This window comes from Streptomyces sp. NBC_00271 (assembly GCF_036178845.1).
GTDB lineage: Bacteria > Actinomycetota > Actinomycetes > Streptomycetales > Streptomycetaceae > Streptomyces.
The window spans coordinates 4,927,855-4,953,191 of record NZ_CP108070.1 but is presented as its reverse complement, the minus strand read 5'-3'; the positions used below and the strand labels follow the sequence as shown (position 1 = coordinate 4,953,191).

Annotated in this window: 24 protein-coding genes and 1 pseudogene; 11 read left to right on the top strand and 14 right to left on the bottom strand. The window is 70.4% G+C overall.

From position 1 onward, the window contains the following. The first annotated feature begins 247 nt into the window (after window positions 1-247). Window positions 248-2,047, top strand: a complete 1,800-nt coding sequence (locus OG798_RS22835; protein ID WP_095858029.1) for a DEAD/DEAH box helicase — start codon at window positions 248-250, stop codon at window positions 2,045-2,047. A gap of 431 nt (window positions 2,048-2,478) precedes the next feature. Beyond that, window positions 2,479-3,123: an IclR family transcriptional regulator gene (locus OG798_RS22830; protein ID WP_328757612.1), complete on the top strand. Its 645-nt coding sequence runs from the start codon at window positions 2,479-2,481 to the stop codon at window positions 3,121-3,123. 33 nt (window positions 3,124-3,156) lie between these two features. Here the strand turns inward: OG798_RS22830 and OG798_RS22825 are convergent, their stop codons facing one another. Further along, window positions 3,157-3,978 (bottom strand): alpha/beta fold hydrolase, encoded by an 822-nt coding sequence (locus tag OG798_RS22825; protein WP_095854375.1) that lies wholly within the window; start codon window positions 3,976-3,978, stop codon window positions 3,157-3,159. 57 nt (window positions 3,979-4,035) lie between these two features. On the opposite strand from OG798_RS22825, the gene OG798_RS22820 reads away from it, so the two are divergent. Then, window positions 4,036-4,542, top strand: coding sequence for a MarR family winged helix-turn-helix transcriptional regulator (locus tag OG798_RS22820; protein ID WP_328757611.1), 507 nt, complete (start codon window positions 4,036-4,038; stop codon window positions 4,540-4,542). Window positions 4,543-4,833: 291 nt separating this feature from the next. Next, window positions 4,834-5,622: a S16 family serine protease gene (locus OG798_RS22815; RefSeq protein WP_267061966.1), complete on the top strand. Its 789-nt coding sequence runs from the start codon at window positions 4,834-4,836 to the stop codon at window positions 5,620-5,622. Window positions 5,623-5,681: 59 nt separating this feature from the next. Here OG798_RS22815 and OG798_RS22810 read toward each other — a convergent pair whose 3' ends face one another. The 7 genes from OG798_RS22810 to OG798_RS22780 all read right to left on the bottom strand — a co-directional run bounded on the left by OG798_RS22810 (window position 5,682) and on the right by OG798_RS22780 (window position 10,963). After that, entirely contained in the window at window positions 5,682-5,870 is a 189-nt protein-coding gene (locus OG798_RS22810) for a hypothetical protein (protein WP_095854378.1), read from the bottom strand. Further along, window positions 5,867-6,484 (bottom strand): ArsR/SmtB family transcription factor, encoded by a 618-nt coding sequence (locus OG798_RS22805; RefSeq protein WP_267061965.1) that lies wholly within the window; start codon window positions 6,482-6,484, stop codon window positions 5,867-5,869. Before OG798_RS22805 ends, OG798_RS22810 begins: the two co-directional genes overlap by 4 nt. Window positions 6,485-6,561: 77 nt before the next feature. After that, window positions 6,562-7,578 (bottom strand): glycine betaine ABC transporter substrate-binding protein, encoded by a 1,017-nt coding sequence (locus tag OG798_RS22800; protein ID WP_413253545.1) that lies wholly within the window; start codon window positions 7,576-7,578, stop codon window positions 6,562-6,564. Next, complete coding sequence (locus OG798_RS22795; RefSeq protein WP_121415994.1) at window positions 7,575-8,516, bottom strand: ABC transporter permease; 942 nt, start codon at window positions 8,514-8,516, stop codon at window positions 7,575-7,577. Before OG798_RS22795 ends, OG798_RS22800 begins: the two co-directional genes overlap by 4 nt. A gap of 38 nt (window positions 8,517-8,554) precedes the next feature. After that, complete coding sequence (locus OG798_RS22790) at window positions 8,555-9,832, bottom strand: betaine/proline/choline family ABC transporter ATP-binding protein (RefSeq protein ID WP_328757610.1); 1,278 nt, start codon at window positions 9,830-9,832, stop codon at window positions 8,555-8,557. After that, window positions 9,825-10,472, bottom strand: coding sequence for an ABC transporter permease (locus tag OG798_RS22785; protein ID WP_267061963.1), 648 nt, complete (start codon window positions 10,470-10,472; stop codon window positions 9,825-9,827). Before OG798_RS22785 ends, OG798_RS22790 begins: the two co-directional genes overlap by 8 nt. A 20-nt stretch (window positions 10,473-10,492) precedes the next feature. Next, window positions 10,493-10,963 carry an Lrp/AsnC family transcriptional regulator gene (locus OG798_RS22780; RefSeq protein WP_095854383.1) on the bottom strand — a complete coding sequence of 157 codons (471 nt, stop codon included), beginning with the start codon at window positions 10,961-10,963 and terminating at the stop codon, window positions 10,493-10,495. A gap of 123 nt (window positions 10,964-11,086) precedes the next feature. Here OG798_RS22780 and hppD point away from each other — a divergent pair, with 123 nt between their 5' ends. Beyond that, window positions 11,087-12,232, top strand: coding sequence for a 4-hydroxyphenylpyruvate dioxygenase (gene hppD / locus OG798_RS22775; RefSeq protein WP_267061961.1), 1,146 nt, complete (start codon window positions 11,087-11,089; stop codon window positions 12,230-12,232). 20 nt (window positions 12,233-12,252) lie between these two features. Here the strand turns inward: hppD and OG798_RS22770 are convergent, their stop codons facing one another. Continuing rightward, window positions 12,253-13,908, bottom strand: a complete 1,656-nt coding sequence (locus tag OG798_RS22770) for a tetratricopeptide repeat protein (RefSeq protein ID WP_328757609.1) — start codon at window positions 13,906-13,908, stop codon at window positions 12,253-12,255. Window positions 13,909-14,000: 92 nt separating this feature from the next. Here OG798_RS22770 and OG798_RS22765 point away from each other — a divergent pair, with 92 nt between their 5' ends. After that, entirely contained in the window at window positions 14,001-15,407 is a 1,407-nt protein-coding gene (locus OG798_RS22765; protein WP_267061959.1) for an FAD-binding oxidoreductase, read from the top strand. An 80-nt stretch (window positions 15,408-15,487) separates the two neighbouring features. Here the strand turns inward: OG798_RS22765 and OG798_RS22760 are convergent. Beyond that, window positions 15,488-15,763: pseudogene (locus OG798_RS22760) on the bottom strand (aldo/keto reductase); the annotation flags it as partial. A gap of 35 nt (window positions 15,764-15,798) precedes the next feature. Continuing rightward, window positions 15,799-16,272 (bottom strand): SsgA family sporulation/cell division regulator, encoded by a 474-nt coding sequence (locus OG798_RS22755; protein WP_097225723.1) that lies wholly within the window; start codon window positions 16,270-16,272, stop codon window positions 15,799-15,801. A 255-nt stretch (window positions 16,273-16,527) separates the two neighbouring features. On the opposite strand from OG798_RS22755, the gene OG798_RS22750 reads away from it, so the two are divergent. Both OG798_RS22750 and OG798_RS22745 read left to right on the top strand, forming a co-directional pair. Then, on the top strand, window positions 16,528-18,141 hold the full coding sequence (locus OG798_RS22750) for an RDD family protein (protein WP_328757608.1): 1,614 nt from the start codon (window positions 16,528-16,530) through the stop codon (window positions 18,139-18,141). Between the two features lie 129 nt (window positions 18,142-18,270). Then, window positions 18,271-18,948, top strand: a complete 678-nt coding sequence (locus OG798_RS22745; RefSeq protein WP_095854389.1) for an RDD family protein — start codon at window positions 18,271-18,273, stop codon at window positions 18,946-18,948. A 63-nt stretch (window positions 18,949-19,011) separates the two neighbouring features. Here the strand turns inward: OG798_RS22745 and OG798_RS22740 are convergent, their stop codons facing one another. Then, window positions 19,012-19,341, bottom strand: a complete 330-nt coding sequence (locus tag OG798_RS22740) for a hypothetical protein (RefSeq protein WP_095854390.1) — start codon at window positions 19,339-19,341, stop codon at window positions 19,012-19,014. A gap of 508 nt (window positions 19,342-19,849) precedes the next feature. Between OG798_RS22740 and OG798_RS22735 the strand changes: the two genes are divergently transcribed. Together OG798_RS22735 and OG798_RS22730 are read left to right on the top strand one after the other, a co-directional pair. Then, window positions 19,850-22,195, top strand: a complete 2,346-nt coding sequence (locus tag OG798_RS22735; protein ID WP_328757607.1) for an immune inhibitor A domain-containing protein — start codon at window positions 19,850-19,852, stop codon at window positions 22,193-22,195. A gap of 121 nt (window positions 22,196-22,316) precedes the next feature. Then, on the top strand, window positions 22,317-22,658 hold the full coding sequence (locus tag OG798_RS22730; protein WP_267061956.1) for a hypothetical protein: 342 nt from the start codon (window positions 22,317-22,319) through the stop codon (window positions 22,656-22,658). A 40-nt stretch (window positions 22,659-22,698) separates the two neighbouring features. Here OG798_RS22730 and OG798_RS22725 read toward each other — a convergent pair whose 3' ends face one another. Together OG798_RS22725 and OG798_RS22720 are read right to left on the bottom strand one after the other, a co-directional pair. Beyond that, the gene (locus OG798_RS22725) at window positions 22,699-23,283 is read right to left on the bottom strand and encodes an isochorismatase family protein (RefSeq protein WP_267061955.1); all 585 of its coding nucleotides are present in this window, start codon (window positions 23,281-23,283) and stop codon (window positions 22,699-22,701) included. Between the two features lie 274 nt (window positions 23,284-23,557). After that, window positions 23,558-24,886, bottom strand: a complete 1,329-nt coding sequence (locus tag OG798_RS22720; RefSeq protein WP_328757606.1) for a nicotinate phosphoribosyltransferase — start codon at window positions 24,884-24,886, stop codon at window positions 23,558-23,560. A gap of 119 nt (window positions 24,887-25,005) precedes the next feature. On the opposite strand from OG798_RS22720, the gene clpS reads away from it, so the two are divergent. After that, window positions 25,006-25,323: an ATP-dependent Clp protease adapter ClpS gene (gene clpS / locus OG798_RS22715; protein ID WP_054229692.1), complete on the top strand. Its 318-nt coding sequence runs from the start codon at window positions 25,006-25,008 to the stop codon at window positions 25,321-25,323. Window positions 25,324-25,337 lie beyond the last annotated feature (14 nt).

The window sequence follows — 25,337 nt, the reverse complement described above, 5'->3', positions numbered from 1 at the left end:
AGAGCGGTGCTCCCGTCCGGTCGAGTGCGGTCGTCGTGAACCGGTCGGCCTCGTACTACCTGGTCATCGACGTGGCGGCCGATGTGGAGCGCGACATCAAGGTGATCGGTGGGCGGTTGTGGGGTTTGTGAGGTGGGTCCCATCCATGGGTGACCCGGCGTCGTCCGCGCGTTGACAGCTCCGGGGCGCCGGTAGGGTGGCCCGGTTGTCATACGTAGCCGAGCCGCTCGACCCCACCACGGAGACCGTGACTACCACCGCCGCCAGCGCATCCACCTCGCACCACCTCTCACCCGCCTTCCCCGGCCGCGCCCCGTGGGGTACCGCCAGTAAGCTGCGTGCCTGGCAGCAGGGGGCGCTGGAGAAGTACATCCAGGAGCAGCCCCGCGACTTCCTGGCCGTCGCCACGCCCGGCGCCGGCAAGACGACGTTCGCGCTGACGCTCGCGTCCTGGCTGCTGCACCACCACGTCGTGCAGCAGGTGACCGTGGTCGCGCCGACCGAGCACCTGAAGAAGCAGTGGGCGGAGGCCGCCGCGCGGATAGGGATCAAGCTGGATCCCGAGTACAGCGCCGGTCCGCTCAGCAAGGAGTACCAGGGCGTCGCCGTGACGTACGCGGGTGTGGGCGTGCGGCCCATGCTCCACCGCAATCGCGTCGAGCAGCGCAAGACCCTCGTCATCCTCGACGAGATCCACCACGCCGGTGACTCGAAGTCCTGGGGCGAGGCCTGTCTCGAAGCGTTCGAGCCCGCCACGCGGCGGCTCGCGCTCACCGGTACGCCCTTCCGGTCCGACACCAATCCCATCCCCTTTGTGACGTATGAAGAGGGGAACGACGGGATTCGGCGCTCTTCCGCCGATTACACCTACGGGTACGGATCCGCGCTGGGCGACGGGGTCGTGCGGCCCGTCATCTTCCTCTCCTACAGCGGCAACATGCGGTGGCGCACGAAGGCGGGGGACGAGATCGCGGCCCGGCTCGGCGAGCCGATGACCAAGGACGCCATCTCGCAGGCCTGGCGCACCGCGCTCGACCCGCGCGGCGAGTGGATGCCCAGTGTGCTGCGCGCCGCCGACCAGCGCCTGACCGAGGTCAGGAAGGGCATCCCGGACGCGGGCGCGCTGGTCATCGCCTCCGACCAGGACTCCGCGCGCGCGTACGCCAAGCTCATCCGTGAGATCACCGGGACGAAGGCGACCCTCGTCCTGTCCGACGACACCGGCGCGTCCAACAGGATTGACGAGTTCAGCCACAGCGAGGACCGGTGGATGGTCGCCGTCCGCATGGTGTCCGAGGGCGTCGACGTGCCGCGGCTCGCCGTCGGCGTGTACGCCACCACCATCTCCACGCCCCTCTTCTTCGCGCAGGCCGTCGGCCGTTTCGTGCGGTCCCGGCGGCGCGGCGAGACCGCCTCCGTCTTCCTCCCGACCGTCCCCGACCTCCTCGGCTTCGCCAACGAGATGGAGGTCGAGCGCGACCACGTCCTCGACAAGCCCAAGAAGGAGGGCGAGGAGGACCCCTACGCCGAGTCCGAGCAGGAGATGGACGAGGCGAACCGGGAGCAGGACGAGGACACCGGGGAGCAGGAGCAGTTCTCCTTCGAGGCGCTGGAGTCCGAGGCCGTCTTCGATCGAGTGCTGTACGACGGCGCCGAGTTCGGGATGCAGGCCCACCCGGGGAGCGCGGAGGAGCAGGACTACCTCGGGATTCCGGGGCTGCTCGAACCCGACCAGGTGCAGCTGTTGCTCCAGAAGCGGCAGGCGCGGCAGATCGCGCACAGCCGCAAGAAGCCCGACGAGGAGGCCGACCTCCTCGAACTGCCCGCCGAGCGGCGGCCCGTGGTCTCGCACAAGGAGATGCTGGAGCTGCGCAAGCAGCTCAACACCATGGTCGGCGCGTACGTCCACCAGAGCGGCAAGCCGCACGGCGTGATCCACACCGAACTGCGCCGCGTGTGCGGGGGGCCGCCGAGCGCGGAGGCGACGGCGGGTCAGCTGCGGCAGCGGATCGCCAAGGTGCAGGAGTGGGCCACCCGTATGCGGTGACGCTGGGCGCTGTGCCTGGGAGGTCGTGGTTCGTGGGGCGCTTGTTGTGTTTCGGCTGCGGATCGGCTGTGGCTGATCGCGCCCACGCGGCGGAGCCGCACGATGTCAGCGCCCCGCGCCCCTTTCAGGGGCGCGTTCTTGTGCGTGCGCGCTGTACGTACGAGGACAAAGGATCCGTAAACGGGAAGAGTTCGTACCAGGTCGTGACCGGATTCTGGACGGAGACTTCCGCTGAGCGAACCGGCTCGCTACTGTCCCGCTACGCACACGCCCCGTGGCAGCGCCGCCGCGGAGCGCAGCCGTGTAGCGACTCCGCCCGGGAAGAGCCCGGGTCGTCAGCCGACGGCGGCCTCTGAAGCGCGTCGCCGACGGGACTCGGAGACGCAACCGCCGCGAGGGGCCGCCGACCTCACCACTAAGGAGTGGGCGTCGTGACCGCGGAGACCTCTCAGACGCTCGACCGGGGACTGCGTGTCCTCAAGCTGCTCGCCGACACGGACCACGGGCTGACCGTCACCGAGCTTTCGAACAAACTGGGCGTCAACCGGACCGTTGTGTATCGCCTGCTCGCCACGTTGGAACAGCACGCGCTCGTACGCCGGGATCTGGGCGGCCGCGCCCGGGTCGGCCTCGGGGTACTGCGGCTGGGGCGCCAGGTGCATCCGCTGGTACGGGAGGCCGCGCTGCCGGCGCTGCGCGCGCTGGCCGAGGACGTAGGGGCCACGGCCCATCTCACGCTCGTCGACGGCACCGAGGCGCTCGCCGTCGCCGTCGTGGAGCCGACGTGGACGGACTATCACGTCGCCTACCGCGCCGGGTTCCGCCATCCGCTGGACCGGGGCGCCGCGGGCCGCGCGATCCTCACCGCCCGGCAGCCCGGGGAGGCGGACGCCCCGGGATACACGCTCACGCACGGGGAGCTGGAGGCGGGCGCGAGCGGGGCCGCCGCTCCCCTGATAGGGGTGACCGGGGTCGAGGGCAGCGTCGGTGTCGTCATGCTCGCGGACTCCGTGCCGGAACGGGTGGGGCCGAGGGTCGTGGACGCGGCGCGAGAGGTCGCGGACGCACTGCGCTGAGACCCCACCCTCCGTGGCGGGCGGCGGGGTGGCTCAGGCGGGCAGGCCGCTGAGCCACTCCAACAGGAACTTGGTGAAGACGCGGGGCTGTTCCATGTTGGCGTAGTGGGCGGTGCCCTCGATGGTGATGGTGCGGCCGTCGGCGACGGAGTCGACGAGGCGGTCGGCCATCGCGATCTGAGCGGCCGCGTCCAGGGCGCCGTTGATGGCCAGGACGGGAACCGTGATGCTCTTGGCGCGCGCCGGGATGTCGGTCACGGGGACGGACCGGTCGGGTTCGTCGGGCGTGTGCTTGGAAATAGTCCCCCGCGCCATTTCCCGTACCCGCCGTACGAGTTCCGGGTCGACCTCGTCGAGCGTGCGATGCGGGCCGGCCACGACCGAGGCGAAGACGTCGACCCAGCCGTCGATGTCGCCGGCGGCCAGGGTGCCGCCCCAGCGGTTCATGATGTCCAGGGTCCAGGCGTCGGTGTCCTCCGGGTCGGTGATCCCGGCGCCGCTGACGACGAGCGCGCGGACGAGGTCCGGGTGTTCCAGCGTGGTGTCGACCGCGGTGGCCCCGCCCATCGACATTCCGACGAGGACCACGGGGCCCGTGTCGAGGTGGCGCAGGAGGGCGGCGAGGTCGTCGGTGGGGCGGAAGGGCTTCGTGGCGTTGGCGGACCGGCCGTGGCCGCGGGCGTCGGGCGCGATCACCCGGTGGCCGGCCGCGAGGAGCGGCACCAGGTCGTCCCACATGCGGTGGTCGGTGAAGCCGCCGTGCAGCAACACCAGCGGGGGACCGGTACCGACGTCGCGATAGGCGAGCGGACCGTCGGCGGACTCGAACATGAACACCTGTGCGGCATCAGTCATGACAACTAAGGTGTCATGTTGGGGTCGACTTGGCAACCAAGGTGTCATCCTGTGTCCGTGACCCACACCAGCAAGCCCGACGCCCCCGGTGAGCCCGACGACTCCCAATCGCTCCCGCCCGACGACCTCGCCCCCCGCCTCTACGAGGTGTTCGCCGTACTGGGGCCCCTGTACCGGCGCGTGAGCCGCAAGGTGGAGCTCAACGAGCCGATCGAAGGCCTGTCCATCGGCGTGCGCGCCGTCCTGGATCTCCTGCGTGCGCAAGGACCCCTGACGGTCCCTCAGATGGGTCGCGCGCAGGCGCTCAGCCGTCAGTTCGTGCAGCGGATGGTCAACGAGGCGGCGGCCCACGGCCTGGTCGAGGCCGTCGCCAACCCCGCGCACCAGCGGTCCTCGCTGATCCGGCTGACCGACGACGGCCGTACGGCCATCGACGCGGTGATCACCCGCGAGAGCGCGCTGCTGAAGCGGGTGGGCGGTGACCTCACCGGCGCGGACGTGGAGAGGTGCGTACGGGTGCTGACGCGCATGCTGGAGGTCTTCGAGGACGTGGACGTCAACTGACGGCCGGCCCCGAAGGGCGCAGGAAGCCACGGAATCCACACCGGAGCTCGTGCCGCGCAGCGGCACAGCACTCGGTGAGGAAGGCCAGAATCTCCCTGCTTCAGCAGGGGGAGCAAGTCAATTCGCCGAGGACATCACAGCCAGCCCTTCGTCCTCGACGACGGTCATCTGCCGGTGCCGCGCACCCCGGGCATCGGGGCCGAGCCGCTGCCGGAGGCGCTGTGCCGCTTCACCAGCACCCGGCGGGACCTGTACGGAGGTCGCGCCGAGCGGTGACGTTAGATTGGTCCCGTGCTCTCTCGCCTCACACGCCTCCAGGCCATCACCGTCTGCGCCGTTCCCGTCGTGGCCCTGCTCGCCACGGCGGCGTTCGCGCCGCTGCCGTTCTCCGTGGCGCAGCCCGGGATGACGGCGAACGTCCTGGGCGAGAACAAGGGCGACCCCGTGATCACGATCAGCGGAGCGCCCACCCGGACGACGAACGGGCAGCTGCGGATGACGACGATCGAGGCGACCGGGCCGGACGCGAGCGTCAGCCTGGGTGACGTGATCGACGGCTGGTTCCGTACGGACCGGGCCGTGATGCCACGCGACTCGGTCTACCCGAGCGGGAACTCCGTCAAGGAGATCGAGCAGCACAACGCGGACGAGATGAAGAAGTCCCAGGACACGGCCACCGAGGCGGCCCTGTCCTATCTGCACGAGAAGAACGACGTGAAGGTCACGCTCAAACTGGCCGACGTCGGCGGGCCCAGCGCCGGACTGCTCTTCACGCTCGGGATCATCGACAAGCTGGACGGCGACGGGAGCGGCGGCGACCTCACGGGCGGTCGCACCGTCGCGGGTACGGGGACGATCGACGCCGACGGCAAGGTCGGCGCGGTCGGCGGGGTCGCCCTGAAGACGCAGGCCGCCCGGCGCGACGGCGCGACGGTCTTCCTGGTCCCGAAGGCGGAGTGCTCGGACGCCAAGTCGGAACTGCCCAAGGGGCTGCGACTGGTTCCGGTGACCACGCTCAAGGGCGCGGTCGACGCGCTGGTGTCCCTGGAGAAGGGGAAGGGCTCGGTCCCCAGCTGTTAGTCGTCAGCTGTTAGTCGTCCCAGCTGGTAATTGTCCCAGTTGTTGGTCGGCAGGCCGCGTCAGTGCGCGACGGCGACGCGGGGTGCGGCGGCGAGCCGCAGGCCGACCTCCACGAGGGTCCAGCCGAGGCGCGTCCGCAGTTCGCCGGGGCGGCGGGCGGAGGCGGTGAGGTGGTGGGTTTCGGCTTGGGCTCGGAGCTCGGCGGCGCGCTGGTGGTGCAGGGCGAGGTGGGTGTCTGGGTGCGTCATGGGTGCGTCTCCGTTCGGTCCTGCCTGACAGGGAAGGCGTGGGTGTGGATGCGGACCTGCTCCGCGTCGGGGTCGTCCTCGGCGCCGGCGAGGGGTCGGTAGCTTTCGAGCAGGTCGTGCATCTTTTCGGTGAGTTCGCGGGCCTGCCCGGACGTCAGTCGTAGGGTCCAGTCGCTCATGTCGCTGGCCCGGTACCAGTCCTCGGACCAGTCGTCGCGCGTACCCAGCCAGGTCGACAGCTCACGCGTGTGCGTGGTCGCGACCTCGTGCAGGTACATGTCGGCCGCTCCGCGGACCGTCGGGTCGCCGTCCTTGAGCAGGTTCGCGTCGAAGTACACGCCCTGGTCGACGGCCTGCCACCAGCGCTCACGGCCCTTGCCCCGCTCGGGTGCGTCCTCGACGAAGCCGTGCGCGGCCAGCTGCCGCAGGTGATAGCTGGTAGCCCCGCTGGACTCGCCCAGCCGCTCGGCGAGCATCGACGCGGTGGCGGGCCCCCGCTGCCGCAGCGCGTACAGCAACTGCATGCGCAGGGGGTGGGCGATGCCGCGCAGCGTGCGGGCGTCGAGGGTGCGGACCTGTCGTTCCTCGGGCAGCGGTTCCTCGGGCAATTCCATGCATCCAAAGGTAGCGTTGCAAAGAAGTGGTTGCAAGGGTTTCTTTGCAACCACTTCTTTGGAAGCCGTCGCCCCGCTCACCCGCCCTTGACGAACCCCTCCTGCTTCATCCAGTCCAGCGCCACCTGATGCGGATCCTGCCCGTCGACGTCCACCTTGGAGTTCAGGGTCTGGGCCATGTCGTTGTCGAGCTTCTTGGTGATCGGGTCCAGGACCTGGGCGATCGCCGGGTACTTCTTCAGGGCCTTGGAGTTGATCACGGGCGCCGCGTTGTAGTTGGGGAAGAACTTCTTGTCGTCCTCCATCACCGCCAGGTTCATCGACTTGATGCGCCCGTCGGTCGTGAAGACCTCCCCGTACGTGCAACTCCCCTTCGCCACCTGGGTGTAGATGATCCCGGTGTCCATCTGCGTGATGTTCTTCGCGGGCAGACTCATCCCGTACGCCTTCTCCATGCCCGGCAGCCCGTCGGCCCGGTTGGCGAACTCGCTCTCCACGCACAGCGTGACCGCGCCCGGGTTCGACTTGGACAGCGCGGCCACGTCGGAGAGCGTCTTGGTGCCGTACTTCTTGAAGTTGGCCTGGTTCATGGCGAGGGCGTACGTGTTGTTGAGCGCGGACGGCGGCAGCCAGGTCAGCCCGTTCTTCAGGTCGGCGTCGTGCACCGCCTGCCACTGCTGCTGCGGGTTGGGGATGGGCTTGCTGTTGCCGAGGTACGTGATCCAGGCGGTGCCCGTGTACTCGTACATCCCGTCCGCGTCCCCGCCCTTGACGGCCTCCCGCGCGCCGATCGAACCCTGGATGCCCGTCCGGTCGAGGACGTCCGCGCCGGCCGCCTGGAAGGCGATGCCCATGATCGCGCCGAGGATCAGCTGCTCGGTGAACTCCTTCGACGTCACCGTCAGATGGGCGTCCTTGAGCGGCTGCCCCTGCCCGATCGAGCCGGGCGCGACGTTGTCGACCATGGGGGAGCCGCTGGTGAGCCCGCACCCGGCGGCCAGGACCATCGCCCCGGCCAGCACCGGACCCGTGCGTCTCGCGGCGGGTGCGGGACCCGTACGTCTCGCGGCGGTTGCGGGACCCGTACGTCTCATGAGTCCGCCTCCAGTCCGCGCGGCCTGAGCAGCAGTTCGACCAGGGAGGCGAGCCAGTCCACGAGCAGGGCCAGCGAGACCGTGAGGACCGAGCCGAGGACCAGGACGGGCATGCGCTGGGTGGTGATGCCGGTGGTGATCAGGACACCGAGGCCGCCGCCCCCGCCGAAGGTGGCGAGGGTCGCCGTGCCCACGTTCAGGACCAGGGCCGTCCGTACGCCCGCGAGGATCAGCGGCACGGCCAGCGGGAGTTCGATGCGGGTCAGCACCCCCAGGGGGGACATCCCGATGCCGCGGGCCGCCTCCAGCAGGGTCGGGTCGTTGGCCTTCAGGCCCGCGATCGTGTTGGAGAGGACCGGCAGGATGGCGTAGACGGTGATGCCGATCAGGGCCGCCCGCTGGCCGGTGCCCAGCCAGATGACCAGCAGGGCCAGCAGGCCGATCGCTGGCGTGGCCTGCCCCATGTTGGCGAGCGTCATCGCGACCGGGGTCGCCTTTCGGAACGCCGCCCGGGTGAGCAGGATGCCCAGCGGGATCGCGATGATCAGCACGAAGAAGGTGGAGATCGCGGTCAGCCGGATCTGCTGCCACAGGGCCTTCGACACCTGGCCGTTCGACAGCGCGTTCTCGGAGATCGGGTCCAGCCGGGCCTGCTGGAACCAGAGCCAGGTGGCCAGCAGCACGGCCGCGAGGACCAGGGGCAGGAAGGTCAGCTTCTGCCAGGTGATCCGGCGCTTGAGGACGACCTTCGGAGGTGGGGCCTCCCCCTCGACTCCGCCTTCACCGCCCCCGGGAAGGCCTTCGGGAAGGTCCTCGGGGAAGTCCCCGGAGTCCGGCGAGAACTCGCCGTCGTCCCGGAACGCGAGCCCCTTCACCTCGTGCTCGCCCTCGGGCCGCTCCCTGCGCTGTTCCTTGCGCCGTTCCTTGGAACGCTCCATGGGCCGTTCCTGGGGCCGTTCCTCGGGCGGGGGAGCGCTCACGCCTTCGCCTCCCCGCCGCCCACACCCTCCTGCTCGAAGTGGGTCTGCTGGGCGCGCGCCTCCTCCAGCTCGTGCTGGTGCTCCATCGCCTCCAGCCGGTCCGCCTCCAACAGCTCGTGCACGGAGTTCATCAGCGTCTCCATGTCGACGACACCGGTGAACTCGCCGCGCCGCCCGGTGACCGCGACCCGGCCCGTGTTGTCGATGAGCACCGCCTCCAGCGCGTCCCGCAGCGTGGCGTCCCGGGTCACCGTGTCGTGCACCAGCGTGCCCGCCCGCGCCAGCGAACCCCTGGCCCGCATCAGGTCGCCGCGCCGCAGCCACTTGTAGGGGCGGCCCCGCCGGTCGAGCAGCAGGATCTCGTTCGTGCCGCTGCTTCTGAGCTTGTTGAAGATCTCCTGGAGCGGGTCGTCCACGGTGACCGTCGGCCAGTCGGTGATCTCCACATCCCGTACCCGGGTGAGGTTGAGCCGTTTCAGCGCCGCGCCCGCGCCCACGAACCCCGACACGAAGTCGTCGGCCGGGTTGGTGAGGATCGCCTCCGGGGTGTCGAACTGCGCGATGTGCGAGTGCTCGCGCAGCACCGCGATCCGGTCACCGAGCTTGATCGCCTCGTCGAAGTCGTGGGTGACGAAGACGATCGTCTTGTGCAGCTCGCGCTGGAGCCGGATCAGCTCGTCCTGGAGGTGGTCGCGGGTGATCGGGTCCACGGCGCCGAAGGGTTCGTCCATCAGCAGCACGGGCGGGTCGGCCGCGAGCGCCCGAGCCACGCCCACACGCTGCTGCTGGCCGCCGGAGAGCTGGCGCGGATAACGTCCCTGGAACTCGGCCGGGTCGAGGCCGACCAGGTCCAGCATCTCCTCGACGCGCGCCCTGACCCGCGACTTCGACCAGCCGACCATCTTCGGTACGAGGGCGATGTTCTGGGCGACCGTCATGTGCGGGAAGAGCCCGGACGCCTGGATGGCGTAGCCGATCTTGCGGCGCAGCTTCACCGGGTCCATGTCGGTGACGTCCTCGGCGTTGATGCGGATGCGGCCGCTGGTCGGTTCGATCAGCCGGTTGATCATCTTGAGCGTGGTGGACTTGCCGCATCCCGACGGGCCCACGAAGACGACCAGCTCGCCCGCCTTGATCTCCATGTTGACGCTGTCCACGGCGGGTTCCCGGCTGCTGGGGTAGCGCTTGGTGAGGTTCTCCAGCTCGATGGTGGCACCGGTCGTGGAGGTGTGCGCGCCCTCCGGTGGCCCCGCGGCCTCGGTCGTCTCAGGCACGGATCCCCCTCGGAATGGTCAGCCGACCGATGAGGACGTAGGCGGCGTCGAACAGCAGCGCGAGGATGATGATCCCGATCGTGCCCGCGAGTACCTGGTTGAGCGCGTTCCTGCTGCCCAGGGACGCGAGGCCGCGGAAGATCTCGTTGCCGAGGCCGGGGCCGGAGGCGTACGCCGCGATCGCCGCGATGCCCATCAGCATCTGCGTGGAGACCCGGATGCCGGTGAGGATCGGCGGCCAGGCAAGCGGCAACTCGACCTTCAGCAGCCGGGCCGGACCGGACATGCCGATGCCCTTCGCCGCGTCCACCAGCGCGGGGTCGACCCCGCGCAGACCCACGATCGCGTTGCGCACGATCGGCAGCAGCCCGTACAGCGTCAGCGCGATCACCGTGGGCGGCACGCCCAGGCCCACGATCGGGATCAGCAGACCGATCATGGCGAGCGAGGGGATGGTCAGGATGGTGGAGGTGGTGGTCGTGGCGACGCCGCCCGCCCAGCCGCTGTGATAGGTGACGACGCCGATCACCACACCGACGAGCGTCGCGACGACCATGCACTGGAAGACCACGCTGGCGTGCTGGTACGTGTCCGTGAGCAGCTGCTGATGGCGGCTGCTCAGGTACTGCCAGAAGTTCACGCCACCTCCCCGGCCGTCGGTCAGTGCTCGCTCGCCGCCTGCTCCACCAGCGGGATGATCCGCAGCGGAACGGGGTTCTCCATGACGATCGCCGTGGAGGCCCGGACGATGCCATCAAAACCGACGACCCGGTCGATCACACGTTGGAGATCGGCGTTCGAGCGGGCCACCAGGCGGCACAGCATGTCGCCGCTGCCGGTGGTCGTGTGCAGCTCCAGCACCTCGGGGACGGTCGCCAAGTGCGCCCGTACGTCGGTGCCTTGTCCCTGCCTGATCTGCAGCGTCGCGAAGGCCGTGACGGGGTAGCCGAGCGCGGCCGGATCCACCTGCGGACCGAATCCCCGGATGACTCCATTCGATTGAAGGCGGTCGAGCCGGGCCTGCACGGTGCCACGCGCGACCCCGAGCCGCCGGGACATCTCCAGCACGCCGATGCGCGGCTCCTCGGCCAGCAGCACGATGAGCCGGCCGTCCAGGTGATCGATCGCCATGCCGTCCTCCCGGGGTGGTCATCATGTACAGAACGCCCGCCGACATGGACGTTTTGCTGAGCACATTGTCCAGCTCTCCCGCAAACTATTGCGCACCTTGTGGAACGGAGAGAGTCTGCGGCCATGACGCAGACCACACACCTCACTCCCGACACCGCGCGGCAGGCAGACCCCTTCCCGGTCAAGGGAATGGACGCGGTCGTCTTCGCCGTCGGCAACGCCAAGCAGGCCGCGCACTACTACTCCACGGCCTTCGGCATGCGGCTGGTCGCCTACTCCGGACCGGAGAACGGCAGCCGCGAGACGGCTTCGTACGTCCTCGAGAACGGCTCGGCACGCTTCGTCCTCACCTCCGTCATCAAGCCCACCACCACCTGGGGCCACTTCCTGGCCGAGCACGTGGCCGCGCATGGCGACGGGGTCGTCGACCTCGCCATCGAGGTCCCGGACGCGCGCGCCGCGTTCGCGTACGCCGTCGAGCACGGCGCCCGCCCGCTCGCCGAGCCGTACGAGCTCAAGGACGAGTACGGCACGGTCGTCCTCGCCGCGATCGCCACGTACGGCGAGACCCGGCACACGCTCGTCGAGCGCACCGGTTACGACGGCCCGTACCTCCCCGGGTTCACCGCCGCCGCCCCGATCGTCGAGCCGCCCGCCCACCGCACCTTCCAGGCCATCGACCACTGCGTCGGCAACGTCGAACTCGGCCGCATGAACGAATGGGTCGGCTTCTACAACAAGGTCATGGGCTTCACGAACATGAAGGAGTTCGTGGGCGACGACATCGCGACCGAGTACAGCGCCCTGATGTCGAAGGTCGTCGCCGACGGCACGCTCAAGGTCAAGTTCCCGATCAACGAGCCCGCCATCGCCAAGAAGAAGTCCCAGATCGACGAGTACCTGGAGTTCTACGGCGGCGCGGGCGTCCAGCACATCGCGCTGAACACCAACGACATCGTGCAGACCGTACGCACCATGCGCGCGGCCGGGGTCCAGTTCCTGGACACGCCCGACTCGTACTACGACACCCTTGGCGAGTGGGTCGGCGACACCCGGGTGCCCGTCGACACCCTGCGCGAGCTCAAGATCCTCGCCGACCGCGACGAGGACGGCTACCTGCTCCAGATCTTCACCAAGCCGGTCCAGGACCGGCCGACCGTCTTCTTCGAGATCATCGAGCGGCACGGCTCGATGGGCTTCGGCAAGGGCAACTTCAAGGCTCTCTTCGAGGCGATCGAGCGGGAGCAGGAGAAGCGCGGCAACCTGTAGGAATCATCTGCGGATATCTGTCAGTGTGACGCCGTGCGCCGCGGTGCCGGCGCCGGAGCCGGCACCGATGCCGATGCCGGCGCCGAAGCCGATGCCTGTGGCCTGGGTCGACGAGTCGCCCGCGGGGCCGCTGGATTCGCCGGGTTCGCCGGGCTCGCTGGGTTCGCCGGGCTCGCCGGATTCACGGCAGTGCCCGGCGGCCCCGCCGCGCCCTCCGGTTCCGCCGGGGTCTCGTCCTTCGGCTCGGGTGGCGGCTCCGCGGGCGGTTCGCCGAGGGCGGCCAGATCCTGCCGGGCCTGGGGGGCGAGGACGGGGGAGAAGTACGGGTTGATCTGGAGGGACTCCGCGAGGTGGCGGCGCGCGGGCGCGAGCAGACCCAGCTCGCGTTCGATCTGCCCCCGGTGGTAGACGTACAGCGCGCTGCGGACGCCGCCGCCCTTCGTCTTGTCCGTCGCCGTCGTCGCGAACTTCAGCGCCTCCTCGTCCTCCTCCGCCCGGTGCAGCGCCCACCCCAGCGCGTCCGCGACGGCGACCCCGGGCTGGCGCGCCCACTCCTCGCGCAGTAGGCGCACCGCTTCCTCCGGATCGCCGTGGTCCGCCTCGAACAACCCGAGGACCAGCTCGTTGTCGACACCGGCCGCGGCGTCGGTGCGCACCCGCTCCCGCAGCAGGGCGTACTGCGTCTGTGCCGCGTCGCGCGCCCCCAGCGTCTCGTACAGCTCGCCCAGCTCCAGCGCGTACCGCGGATCGGGCTCCTGGGCGAGCGCCGTCTGGTACGCACGCAGCGCCTCCGCGCTGCGCCCGAGTGCCGCCAGCGCACGCCCCTGCCCGGCGAGCGCGCCGTGCTGGTCGGGGTCGATGCTCAGCGCGGCCTCGTAGTAGCGCAGCGACTCCTCGCGGTCCCCGCGCTCCCAGGAGAGCCGGCCCGTTTGCGCCAGCCAGGTCGCCCGCTCGGCCGGAGCGGTGGCGGCCGCCGCCGCGTCCGCGAGGGAGGCCACCGCGTCCTCGCGCCAGCCGCGGTCCCAGTACACCTGGGCGGCCTCGGCCAGCACCGGCGGCCCGTGGTGCAGCCCCTGGAGCTTCTCCAGCGCGCTGCGGCTCGCCTTGTAGTCACCGAGGCCGCTGCAGGAGTCGATCAGCAGCGGATACGCCGTCCACCGCTTCGGCGCCAGTTTCAGCGCCTCCTCGGCCCACTTCCGTCCGGCCCGGAAGTCGTTGCGGGCGTTGGCGAGCGCGGCCAGCCCCTCCACCGCCGTCACATTCCCCTTCGGCTTCGTCTCCAGCGACGTGCGCAGCGCCTGCTCGGCCTTCGGGAAGTACGCGGGCGTGGCCGTCCGCCGCCCCTGCTCCACATACGCCGCGCCGAGCACCGCCCACGACCGCTCGTCGCGCGGATGGACGCGCAGATGGGCCTCGTGGTCGCCGATGAGGGCCACCAGATCGGGCAGCGCGGCGGGCACCCCGGCCCCCACCGCCGTCGCCGCCCGCGCCGCCGGACCCGACGCCGGCGGCGCCGCGGTCGGCCGCTGCGAGGGCAGCAGCACCAGCACCCCGCCGAGGACGACAGACCCCGCCACCAGGCCGATCAGCACGTACTTGGCGACGGAGGGACGCCGCCCGGAGGGCCCCTGGGGCGTGAGCCCCGTGAGCACCGGCTGTCGCTCTTCGATCTCCATGCCGCTCACTGTGCGTCAATACGAAGACCACACCCCGGCACGCCAAGCCCCGCGCGGATGGGGTTCACACCGATGGCCCCGAGTGCGACGCTGTGATCATGAGCCGTATCGAAGCGCCGCGCGACGAAGTCACCGGCAACCTCGTGGACCGCCTGCTGAGCGGCCTGCCGGCCGAGGCCGTCCTCATCGACCCGGACATCACGGCCTCGTACGCGAACGACATGGCGAGCTTCTGCGAGGCGGGCACCCCCGCCGTCGTCGTCCTGCCCCGTACCGTCGAACAGGTCCAGCACGTCATGCGGATCGCGACCGAGCTGCGTGTCCCGGTCGTCCCGCAGGGCGCCCGCACCGGCCTGTCAGGCGCCGCCAACGCCTCCGACGGCTGCATCGTGCTGTCGCTGGTGAAGATGGACCGCATCCTGGAGATCAACCCGGTCGACCGGATCGCCGTCGTGGAACCCGGCGTCATCAACGCCACCCTCTCCCGCGCCGTGAACGAACACGGTCTGTACTACCCGCCGGACCCCTCCAGCTGGGAGATGTGCACGATCGGCGGGAACATCGGCACGGCCTCCGGCGGCCTGTGCTGTGTGAAGTACGGGGTGACGGCCGAGTACGTCCTCGGCCTCGACGTGGTGCTGGCCGACGGACGGCTCATGTCCACCGGCCGCCGTACGGCGAAGGGGGTCGCCGGGTACGACCTCACCCGCCTCTTCGTCGGATCCGAGGGCTCGCTCGGCATCGTCGTACGGGCGATCCTGGCGCTCAAGCCGCAGCCGCCCCAGCAGTTGGTGCTGGCGGCGGAGTTCGGATCGGCGCGGGCCGCCTGCGACGCCGTGGTCCGGATCATGGAGGGCGGGCACGTCCCCTCCCTCCTCGAACTCATGGACCGTACGACGGTCAAGGCCGTCAACGACCTGGCCCACATGGGTCTCCCGGAGACCACCGAGGCGCTCCTCCTCGCCGCCTTCGACACCCACGACCCGGCCGCCGACCTGGCCGCCGTCGGCGCCCTGTGCGAGGCCGCGGGCGCGACGCAGGTGGTCCCCGCGGAGGACGCGGCGGAATCCGAACTGCTCCTCCAGGCGCGGCGGTTGTCGCTCACCGCGCTCGAAGCGGTCAAGGGCACCACGATGATCGACGACGTGTGCGTGCCGCGCTCCCGGCTCGGCGACATGCTCGAAGGCATCGAGCGCGTCGCCGAGAAGTACTCCCTGACCATCGGTGTCTGCGCGCACGCGGGCGACGGCAACACCCACCCCACCGTCTGCTTCGACGCCGACGATCCCGACGAGTCGCGGCGCGCCCGCGAGTCCTTCGACGAGATCATGGCCCTCGGTCTGGAACTCGGCGGCACCATCACCGGCGAACACGGCGTCGGAGTCCTGAAGAAGGAGTGGCTGGCCCGCGAGCTCGGCCCGGTGGGCGTGGAGATGCAGCGCGGCATCAAGGCCGCCTTCGACCCCCTGGGCATCCTGAACCCGGGCAAGGTGCTCTAGGACACCGCCTCGGCCGTTCCCGTGGGCCGAGTGCGGTCGTCCCCGTCACCCCCGTCACCCCCGTCACCCCCGTCCCCGCCCTGGTGAAGACGGTCCAGGAGGGCCAGTTCGTCCTCGGTCAGCCGCAGGGCGCCGGCGGCCACGTTGGCGGCCAGGTGGTCCGGGTCGCCGGTGCCGGGGATGGCCAGTACGTGCGGTCCGCGGTGCAACGTCCAGGCCAGCCGGACCTGCGCCGCGCTCACCCCGTGGGCCCGTGCGACGGCCCGCACCTCGGCGGCGTCGGCACCCCGCGCGCCCGCCGTGCGCCCGACCCCGGCGATCGCGTAGAACGGGACGAACCCGATCCCCTGCTCGCCGCTGCGCTCCGGCAGGAACAGGGGTGCGAACGGGTTCACTCGCCGTCCTTCGACTCGTCCGACGGCCACGGGTCGCGCAGCCACAGGTCGTCGGCCGGGGTCGGGGCCAGCAACTCGGCGAGGCCCTCGTCGAGGCCGAGCCGATCGGCCTCGAAGCCCGGCGGGACCGCCCGCAGGGTGCGCTCCAGCCAGGCGGACACCCGCGCGGTGGGCGCCTCGAGGAGGGCGTCCCCGTCCGGGGAGCTGAGCGCCATCAGGACGACGCTGCGGCCCGCGACCTTCGTCGGCCACACCCGTACGTCGCCGTGCCCGCACGGCCTGAACACCCCCTCGACGAGCAGTTCACGGGCGAAGGTCCAGCCGACGGGATGGTCGGAGCCGATGTGGAAGGTGATCTGGACGGCGTACGGGTCCTCGGAGCGGTAGGTGAGCCGGGCCGGTACGGCGATGCTGCGTTCGGCCGACAGGACGAGGTTGAGCTCGAGTTCGCTTTCCACCACGGTGTGCATGTCGATGCGCTTCCTTTCGGGTACGGGGCCCGCAGAGCGGGCCCGTACGAGTGGAGAGCGCGATCACGCCGAACCATTACGCGGGTTCGAAGAAGCTTTTTGGCGGGCGTTCCGAGGCCGTGTTCCGGGCGGCGATCGCTTGTGGCGGAACCTTGCCCGAAAGAGGTGGGTACGGCGGGAGCGCCGCTGACAGGCGCGCCCGTCTGATAGATGTGGAACCCCCAAAAACCCCCGAGCAGATACGGGACGACGGACATGAGCGCCCCAACCCCGGCCCCCGGTGACGACCGGCCCCGTGAAGGGTATTACCCGGACCCCTCCATTCCTGGATATGTCCGGTACTGGAACGGTGCCTCCTGGGTACCGGGTACGAGCCGTCCCGCGCCCTCCGACGGCGTACCGCTCACGCCGCCGTCCGGTACCCGGCCGACGGCCTCCGTTCCCGCACCCGCTCCGGCCCCCGCCGAGGAGACCGGCCCGCACTTCTTCGACGAGGACCCGCGCCCCGCCGCCGAGCCGCGCCGGGTGAGCCCGGCCGAGGCACAGCACGGCAACAGGCCCGAGCCCGCGGCCGCATGGGGCGCCGACCGCTCCCAGCAGTCCGGCTTCGGCGGCGAGCAGGACCGCCGGGTGTCCTGGGGCGCGCCTCCGACGGCCGACCCGCGGCTGGCGCGCGCGGCCGAACCGGGCGACGCGGTCGTCCAGCCGGACGGTGAGTCGGCCCGCGCCGACGGCACGGCGACGATCCCGCCCGCGGACCGGGGCGACGCCGCGCAACTCCCGGCGTCCGGCGGCACCGTGCGGTTCCGTCGCCCGACGGGACCGGCAGGGGCCACCGGCGCCGAGGGCGCGTCCGCGGCCCCGGCGAGCGGCGCGCAGTTCGCCGGCACCGGTCACCCCGACGGCGCCGCGGAACCCGCGCCTTCCGAGGGCACCATGATCTTCCGCCCGTCCGCCCCGCGCACGGGGCCGCAGCGCGGGGCGCAGGCGGGGGGCACGGCTCCGGCCACCGGCGCACTGGGGGCGGACACGCCCGCGGCGGACGGCCCGGCGGGGGCCGGGGGAGGCTTCGGCGCCGGGCAGGCCGCCCAGGCCGCGGCGGAGGCTGCGGCCCAGTCGGCCCACTCCGCCGCCGCGCGTCAGCCGGCCACCCCCGCACCCTCCACGCCCTCCAGCCCCTCCGCTCCCTCCGTGCCCCAGCAGTCCACCGGCCCCGCCGCCACGCCCCTCACCAGTGGCCCCGGTGGGGGACAGCCGTCCTGGGCCCAGCAGGTGCACCGGCTCGCGGGTGACCCGGGCGCCGACGGGCAGCCCGTCGTGCCGTGGAAGCCGCCGGTGGACGACGTGTTCCAGGCCGCCGCCCGCAGACAGTCCGAGGCGCGTCCGGCGAGCCTCGGCAGACGGCTGCTGGCCCGGATCGTGGACACCGCGGTCCTGGCGACCGTCACCGCCGTGGCCGCCGTACCGCTGGGCACCAAGGCGATCGACCACATCAACGAGAAGGTCGACGCGGCCAAGCGATCCGGCCAGACCGTCACGGTGTGGCTGCTCGACGGCACGACCACGGGCTACCTCGGGATCGTCCTGGCCGTCCTGCTCCTCTTCGGCGTCCTCTACGACGCGCTGCCGACCGCCAAGTGGGGCCGCACCCTCGGCAAGAAGGTGTGCGGCATCGAGGTCCGGGACATCGAGGGCCACGAACCCCCGTCCTTCGGGCGGGCCCTGCGCCGCTGGCTCGTGTACGTGGTCCCCGGCGTCCTCGTCATCGGTGTCGTCGGCGTCCTGTGGTGCCTGTTCGACAGGCCCTGGCGCCAGTGCTGGCACGACAAGGCGGCCCACACCTTCGTGGCCGCCTACGACAGGACCTAGCCGCCCGTACGCCGTCGTGGTGGCCTGACTCCCCGCGCGGCGGCGCGGCGGCGCGGCCGCCGGGAGTCCGGTCCCCCGGACGGCCGCTCGCCGGATGCGCGGTGGCGGGGTTCGCGGTCGACTCGGGCCATGAGCAGCGAACCGCCGCCCCCGGGTTCGGGTCAGCCACCGGACGAGGATCCGTTCAAGAAGCAGCCCCCGCCCGCCGAGGGCGGCGGCTCCCCCTACGACGGCTCCTCGCCGCCCACACCGCCCCAGGGCTCCCCGTACGACTCCCCGTACGGCGACCAGCCGCCCCCGCACGGCGGCGGCGACCCGTACGGGCCCGGCGGCCCCTACGGCGGCGACCCGCTGGCCGGCATGCCCCCGCTCGCCGACAGCGGCAAACGCACGGTGGCGAGGATCATCGACATGATCCTGGTGGGCATCGTGGTGTGGCTGCTGTCCTGGGCCTTCGGGGTCATGCAGTACAACATGAACGCCGACAAGATCGAGTACAGCAGGGGCTTCGGGCAGTCCGTGATCGCCGCGGTGCTCTACGTCGGCTACGACACCATCATGATCAGCAGATCGGGGCAGACCCTCGGCAAGAAGCTGTTCAACCTGAGGGTGGCCAACCTCGACAACGGCTCCACGCCCTCCGTGCAGAGCACGCTGGTCCGCTCGCTGGTGCTGTGGATCCCGTTCGCGTTCTGCTGCGCGTGCATCTGGACCGCGATCGCGGGCGGTTGGAGCTACTTCGACAAGCCCTACAAGCAGGGCCTGCACGACAAGGCGGCCAAGACGGTGGTGGTCAGCACGGGCTGACATACGCGATCAGCCGCACTCCGCGAGGAGACGGCTGATCGGGAGAGCGGCGGGTTCGTGGAATCACGGGCCCGCCGGTTCGCGTACGGCGGAGACTGCCGCCGACGACACGGACGACACGGACGCGGCGACGGACGCGGTCTCGCGCTGTGCGGGCACCCGCTCCTGAACGGGGGCCTGCGCGGGAGCCGGTACGGCGGCCATGGAGCCGGAAGGCACGCGCTTCGGCAGCGGAACCGTTACGGCGACGAGCAGTCCGAGAGCGAGTGCCGAGAGGGTGATCACCGCGATCCCCAGGCCCGAACTCGTCTGAGACAGCAGCAGCATGGCGAGGGTGGAGAAGATCACGGTGCAGGAACCGTAGGCGAGCTGTGCGGCGGTCGGACGAGGCATGGCGATTCCTCGGGGTGGGGGTTCTCCCCCCGTGCCTCTCGCGATGGGGGAGGATGCGGACAACAACGGGACCGGACGGCGACCGGGACGATCGACCACGGGAGTGGGGCCGCCGGTCAGGGTGGGGCTGCGAATCGTGGGACGACAACGGTGTCGACTTGCCAATCCGTTGACATTCCAACGCTCCGCCAATCGACTCTATTCGCCTGCATGCCCGAGTGGAACGTCCGGTAAGCGTGACCTTACCCACGGTGCCGGAGCACAGGGGGCGCACGGAGTCATCGCGTCCACCAAGTGGACGGACGGACGCGCCCGTTGAGGGGGCCGAACACGGTCCGGATACCGAACTGCCGCTCCGCATAGTGCAGTTGCCAGGTTCAAGTCAAGATCTGTCTTTTCTTTGGTAACTCCGGTCAAATGTCGTCACTTGACACGCGTATACGCGCGCGGACCTCCATCACCCCGGGATCCCCCCATCCGCGCGAACGGACGCAGGGGAGGACTTCAAGTGACCAGCAGACCATGGACGTTCAGAGCGGCCGCGGTGGGTGTCGCCCTCGCGGCGGCCACCGCCACGTTCTCGACGTTCGCCGTTGCGCAGGCAGATGATGCCGCATCGGCGGCGGCCTCGGCGAGCGCGAACCGCCACGAGCCCCAGCCGGCCGGCAACGAGGCCGAACACGACCTCGACGGCCCGCTCAGCAAGACCCAGGAAGCACAGCGCGAAGAGGCCCTGAACCAGGTCATATCCGGGGACGCGAAGGTCCAGGACTGGAACGGTTCGCAGGTCGTCAAGCTCAAGGGCAAGAACAAGTACGTCGAGCTCGGCCGCGAGAAGACCGACAAGATCTTCACGATCCTGGTCGAGTTCGGCGACCAGGTCGACAGCCGCTACGGCGGCACCGTGGGCCCGCTGCACAACCAGATAGCCCAGCCCGACCGCACCCAGGACAACAGCACGGCCTGGCAGGCGGACTACAACCAGGCGCACTTCCAGGACCTCTACTTCGGCACCGGCAAGAACACCGAGTCGCTGAAGAAGTACTACGAGAAGCAGTCCTCGGGCCGCTACTCGGTCGACGGCGAGGTCACCGACTGGGTCAAGGTCCCCTACAACGAGGCCCGCTACGGCTCCAACAAGGCGTCCACGGGCGCCTGGTACGCGGTCCAGGACGGTGTCACCGCCTGGGTCGCCGACCAGAAGGCGGCCGGCAGGTCCGACGCGGACATCAAGGCGGACCTGGCCAAGTACGACCAGTGGGACCGCTACGACTACGACGGCGACGGCAACTTCAACGAGCCCGACGGCTACATCGACCACTTCCAGATCGTGCACGCCGGTGAGGACGAGTCCGCGGGCGGCGGCGCGCAGGGCGAGGACGCGATCTGGGCGCACCGCTGGTACGCGTTCGGCACCGACGCGGGCGCCACGGGTCCGGCCGGCAACAAGCTGGGCGGCGCCGCGATCGGCGACACCGGCATCTGGGTCGGCGACTACACCATCCAGCCGGAGAACGGCGGACTCGGCGTCTACGCGCACGAGTACGGCCACGACCTCGGTCTGCCGGACGAGTACGACACCACCAACTCGGCCGAGAACTCCACGGGTTTCTGGACCCTGATGTCCTCCGGTTCCTGGCTCGGCACCGGCAAGAACGCCATCGGCGACCTGCCCGGTGACATGAACTCCTGGGACAAGCTGCAGCTCGGCTGGCTGAACTACGACACGGCCAAGGCCGCGACGAAATCCAAGCACAAGCTGGGTGTCGCCGAGTACAACACCAAGAACAAGCAGGCCCTGGTGGTCTCGCTGCCGGACAAGGCGGTCACCACCGAGATCGTCGCCCCGGCGCAGGGCTCGACCCAGTGGTGGAGCGGCAGCGGCAACGACCTCAAGAACACGCTGACGCGTTCCGTCGACCTCACCGGCAAGTCGTCGGCCGCCCTCACGCTCGACGGCTGGTACGACATCGAGGCCGACTTCGACTACCTCTACACCGAGGTCTCGACCGACGGCGGCGCCAACTGGACCGCGCTCGACGGCACGGTGGACGGGCAGCCGATCCCGCGCGACGGCAGTGGCAAGCCCGCGTTGACCGGCACGGTGGACGCGTACAAGAAGTTGTCGTTCCCGCTCGACGCCTACGCGGGCCAGAAGATCGACCTGCGTTTCCGCTACCAGAGTGACGGCGGCGTGGCGCTGAAGGGGTTCACGGCCGACGAGATCGCCGTGACCGCGGACGGTTCGGCGCTCTTCTCGGACAACGCCGAGACCGCGGACGCCGCGTGGACCGCCGCCGGCTTCTCCCGCGTCGGCGCGTCCTTCACCGACGACTACGCGCAGTACTACATCGCGGAGAACCGTCAGTACGTCTCGTACGACAAGACCCTCAAGACCGGCCCGTACAACTTCGGCTTCTCGAAGACGCGTCCGTCCTGGGTCGAGCACTACCCGTACCAGAACGGCCTGTTGATCTGGAAGTGGGACACCTCGCAGAAGGACAACAACGTCAGCGCGCACGCGGGCTCCGGGCTGATCCTGCCGGTCGACTCGCACTCCACCGCGCTGAAGTGGTCCGACGGAACGCTGATGCGCAGCCGGATCCAGTCCTACGACTCGCCGTTCAGCCTGTACCGCACGGACGGTCTGACGCTGCACAACGCGGACGTCGCGACGAAGATCCCGTCGAAGCCGGGGGTGCCGGTCTTCAACGACCACACCAGCACCTACTACGACACGACGGCCCCGACCGCGGGTGTCAACATCACTGACACCAACACCAAGATCAAGATCGTCAAGGAGGCCCGTGACGGGTCGACGATCTCGCTCGAAGTGGGCCCCGCGGTGAAGTAACCGGTATTTACGCAGGTCAGAAGCGTATCGGCGGCGACCCCCTGGCGGGTTGCCGCCGATCGTGTTTAGGTGCGTCCTGTGGATTTCTTATTGACACCGGTGCGCACGGGGGTGTGACTGCATGGCCGCAGGAGGTTTTTGCAAGCTGCCGAACGGCAGCGTGGTAGTGGCGCTGAACCTGCCCAGCCCGGCGGGCCCGGGCCCCGGCTCCGTGCGCTTTCTGGTCCTGGCCCAGAACCGCGCCCGCGCCCTGACGCGCCTGCGCAACCTCGGCCTGCGCGCGGTCTACCTCCGCGGGAACGCGGCCCCGCCCACCCCCGACGAGATCACCGCCGTCCTGCACCACCCCGACGGCCTCATATGGCGCACCACCCCGGACAGCGGCGTCCAGGGCCCCGACCTCACCCAGGAACTGTGGCGCCCGTTCAAATCCCTCCTGAGACGCCCGGCGCCCCAGGTATGACCGGCAACGGGCGGCCCGACAGCGAGGTCGGCCAGGACGGCTAGACGACCGGCTTTCCTGTCAGGTCCACGCCTGCTGCTCGGAGTTCTTCGAGGGCGCGGTCCGTGGTTTCCTCGGAGACTCCGGCCGTGAGGTCCAGAAGGACCTGGGTGCGGAAGCCGCTGCGGACGGAGTCCAGGGCGGTGGCGCGGACGCAGTGGTCGGTGGCGATGCCGACGACGTCCACCTCGTCGATCTCGCGGGCGCGCAGCCAGTCACCCAGCGCGACCCCGTTCTCGTCGGCGCCCTCGAAACCGCTGTAGGCCGCCGCGTACGCGCCCTTGTCGAAGACGGCGTCGACCGCGCCGGAGGCGACCGCCGGAGCGAAGTTCGGGTGGAACCCGACCCCCTCCGTGCCGGCCACACAGTGCGCGGGCCAGGAGTGGACGAAGTCGGGATTGTCGGCGAAGTGGCCACCGGGAGCGATGTGGAGGTCACGCGTGGCGACGACATGCCGGTAGCCGGCGGGCGCCTGCCCGATCAGCTCCGTGATGGCGGCGGCCACATCGGCGCCTCCGGCCACCGCGAGGCTGCCCCCCTCGCAGAAGTCGTTCTGCACGTCTACGACGATCAAGGCGCGGCGCATGGTCGGTGTCCTTCGACTGTGTCGACTATGGGATCGGTGAATGTGACAGGGGGTGTGCGGGACCGGCCTGTGGAGCCGAGCCTAGAGACTTCACGTGCGGCGCGGGAGGGGGCAATCGGTTACGGCCTGTCGCGGCGGCCGGTGCGGTGTGCGTGTTGCCGTTGCATTCCCGCTGACCGCCCGTTCATTCGTGTTTCCCCAAGGGTGGCCGGAGCCGGCCGGAGCGCCGCCCGCGCGCGCTCCGGCGCACCCCGCGCACACCGAGGGGGCCGTATCAGATGTACTCCGTCGGAATGACCGGTTCCCCGCGCGAGAGCTGTGTCGCCGACAACGGCAGGTTGGCGAGGGAGGTCGCGTGCCGGTCGCGTACGGCGTCGAGGGGCTCGCGGGAGAGGACCTGCCCGCCCTTGACGAGCTCCACCAGCAGTTGTCGGTCGGCGAGCTCCACGGGGACCGCCCCGGTGCCGATCACCTCGGCCTCGGCGACCCCCCGCTCGTCGAGCCGGCGCGCGGCCCACTTGCGCCCGCCGATCGAGGTCTTGCCGCCGGTGGACCTCTTGGCCACGGCCTCCAGCGGAGCCTTCGGGTCCGCCGACTCGGCGCGGGCGACCAGCTTGTAGACCATCGAGCAGGTGGGATGGCCGGAACCCGTCACCAACTGCGTACCGACGCCGTACGCGTCGACGGGCGCCGCCGCCAGCGAGGCGATCGCGTACTCGTCCAGGTCCGAGGTCACGATGATGCGCGTGTCCCTCGCGCCCAGCTCGTCCAGCTGCTGCCGCACCCGGTGCGCGACCAGCAGCAGGTCCCCGGAGTCGATCCGTACGGCCCCGAGCTCCGGCCCGGCGACCTCGACCGCCATCCGTACCGCCTCCGTGACGTCGTACGTGTCCACGAGCAGCGTCGTCCCCCGGCCCAGCGAGTTCACCTGGGCCTGGAAGGCGTCCCGCTCCCGGTCGTGCAGGAGGGTGAAGGCGTGTGCGGAGGTGCCGACGGTCGGGATGCCGTAGCGGAAGCCCGCCGCCAGGTCGGAGGTGGTCGCGAAGCCCCCGACGTACGCGGCCCGCGCCGCCGCCACCGCGGCCAGTTCGTGCGTCCGCCGGGCGCCCATCTCGATCAGCGGCCGGCCCCCGGCGGCGGAGGCCATCCGGGAGGCGGCGGCCGCGATGGCCGAGTCGTGGTTGAGGATGGAGAGGATCACCGTCTCCAGGAGCACGCACTCCGCGAAGGACCCCTCGACCCGCAGGATCGGCGAGCCCGGGAAGTACACCTCGCCCTCGGGATAGCCCCAGATGTCCCCGCCGAAGCGGTACGAGGCGAGCCACTTCAGGGTCGGCTCGTCCACGATGGCGTTCTCGCGCAGGAAGCCGAGGACGTCGGCGTCGAAGCGGAGGTTCTCGACGGCGTCGAGAACCCGCCCGGTGCCCGCCACGACGCCGTAGCGCCGCCCCTCCGGCAGCCGCCGCGTGAAGACCTCGAAGACCGAGCGTCGCTCGGCGGTCCCCGCGGCCAGTGCGGCCTGCAGCATCGTCAGCTCGTACTGGTCCGTGAAGAGCGCCGTCGAGGGAACGTCCACCGGCAGCCCAAGGTCCGCTGTGTTCATAAGCCTGGATGGTACCCCCATCTCGTCACTCTGACGATTTATGGCGGCCGTTGTATTCCGGTTGTATCCCGTTGTATTCCGGGGGTCCATTTGTGCGGGCCCCCCTCTCTGGTGGCAGCATGGGCCGTGTGACCGCTCCCGCACCCCTAGAGATCGAAAAGACCGAGTCGGCGGAGGAGGTCTTCGCCGTACCCGAGCCCGACGTCCCCTGGGTCACCATCGTGCACAACGACCCGGTCAACCTCATGAGCTATGTGACGTATGTCTTCCAGACGTACTTCGGCTACACCAAGGACAAGGCCACCAAGCTCATGCTCGACGTCCATCACAAGGGCCGTGCGGTCGTCTCCAGCGGCACGCGCGAGGAGATGGAGCGCGACGTACAGGCCATGCACGGCTACGGTCTGTGGGCCACCCTTCAGCAGGACCGGAAGTAGCGGGGCCGGAAGTC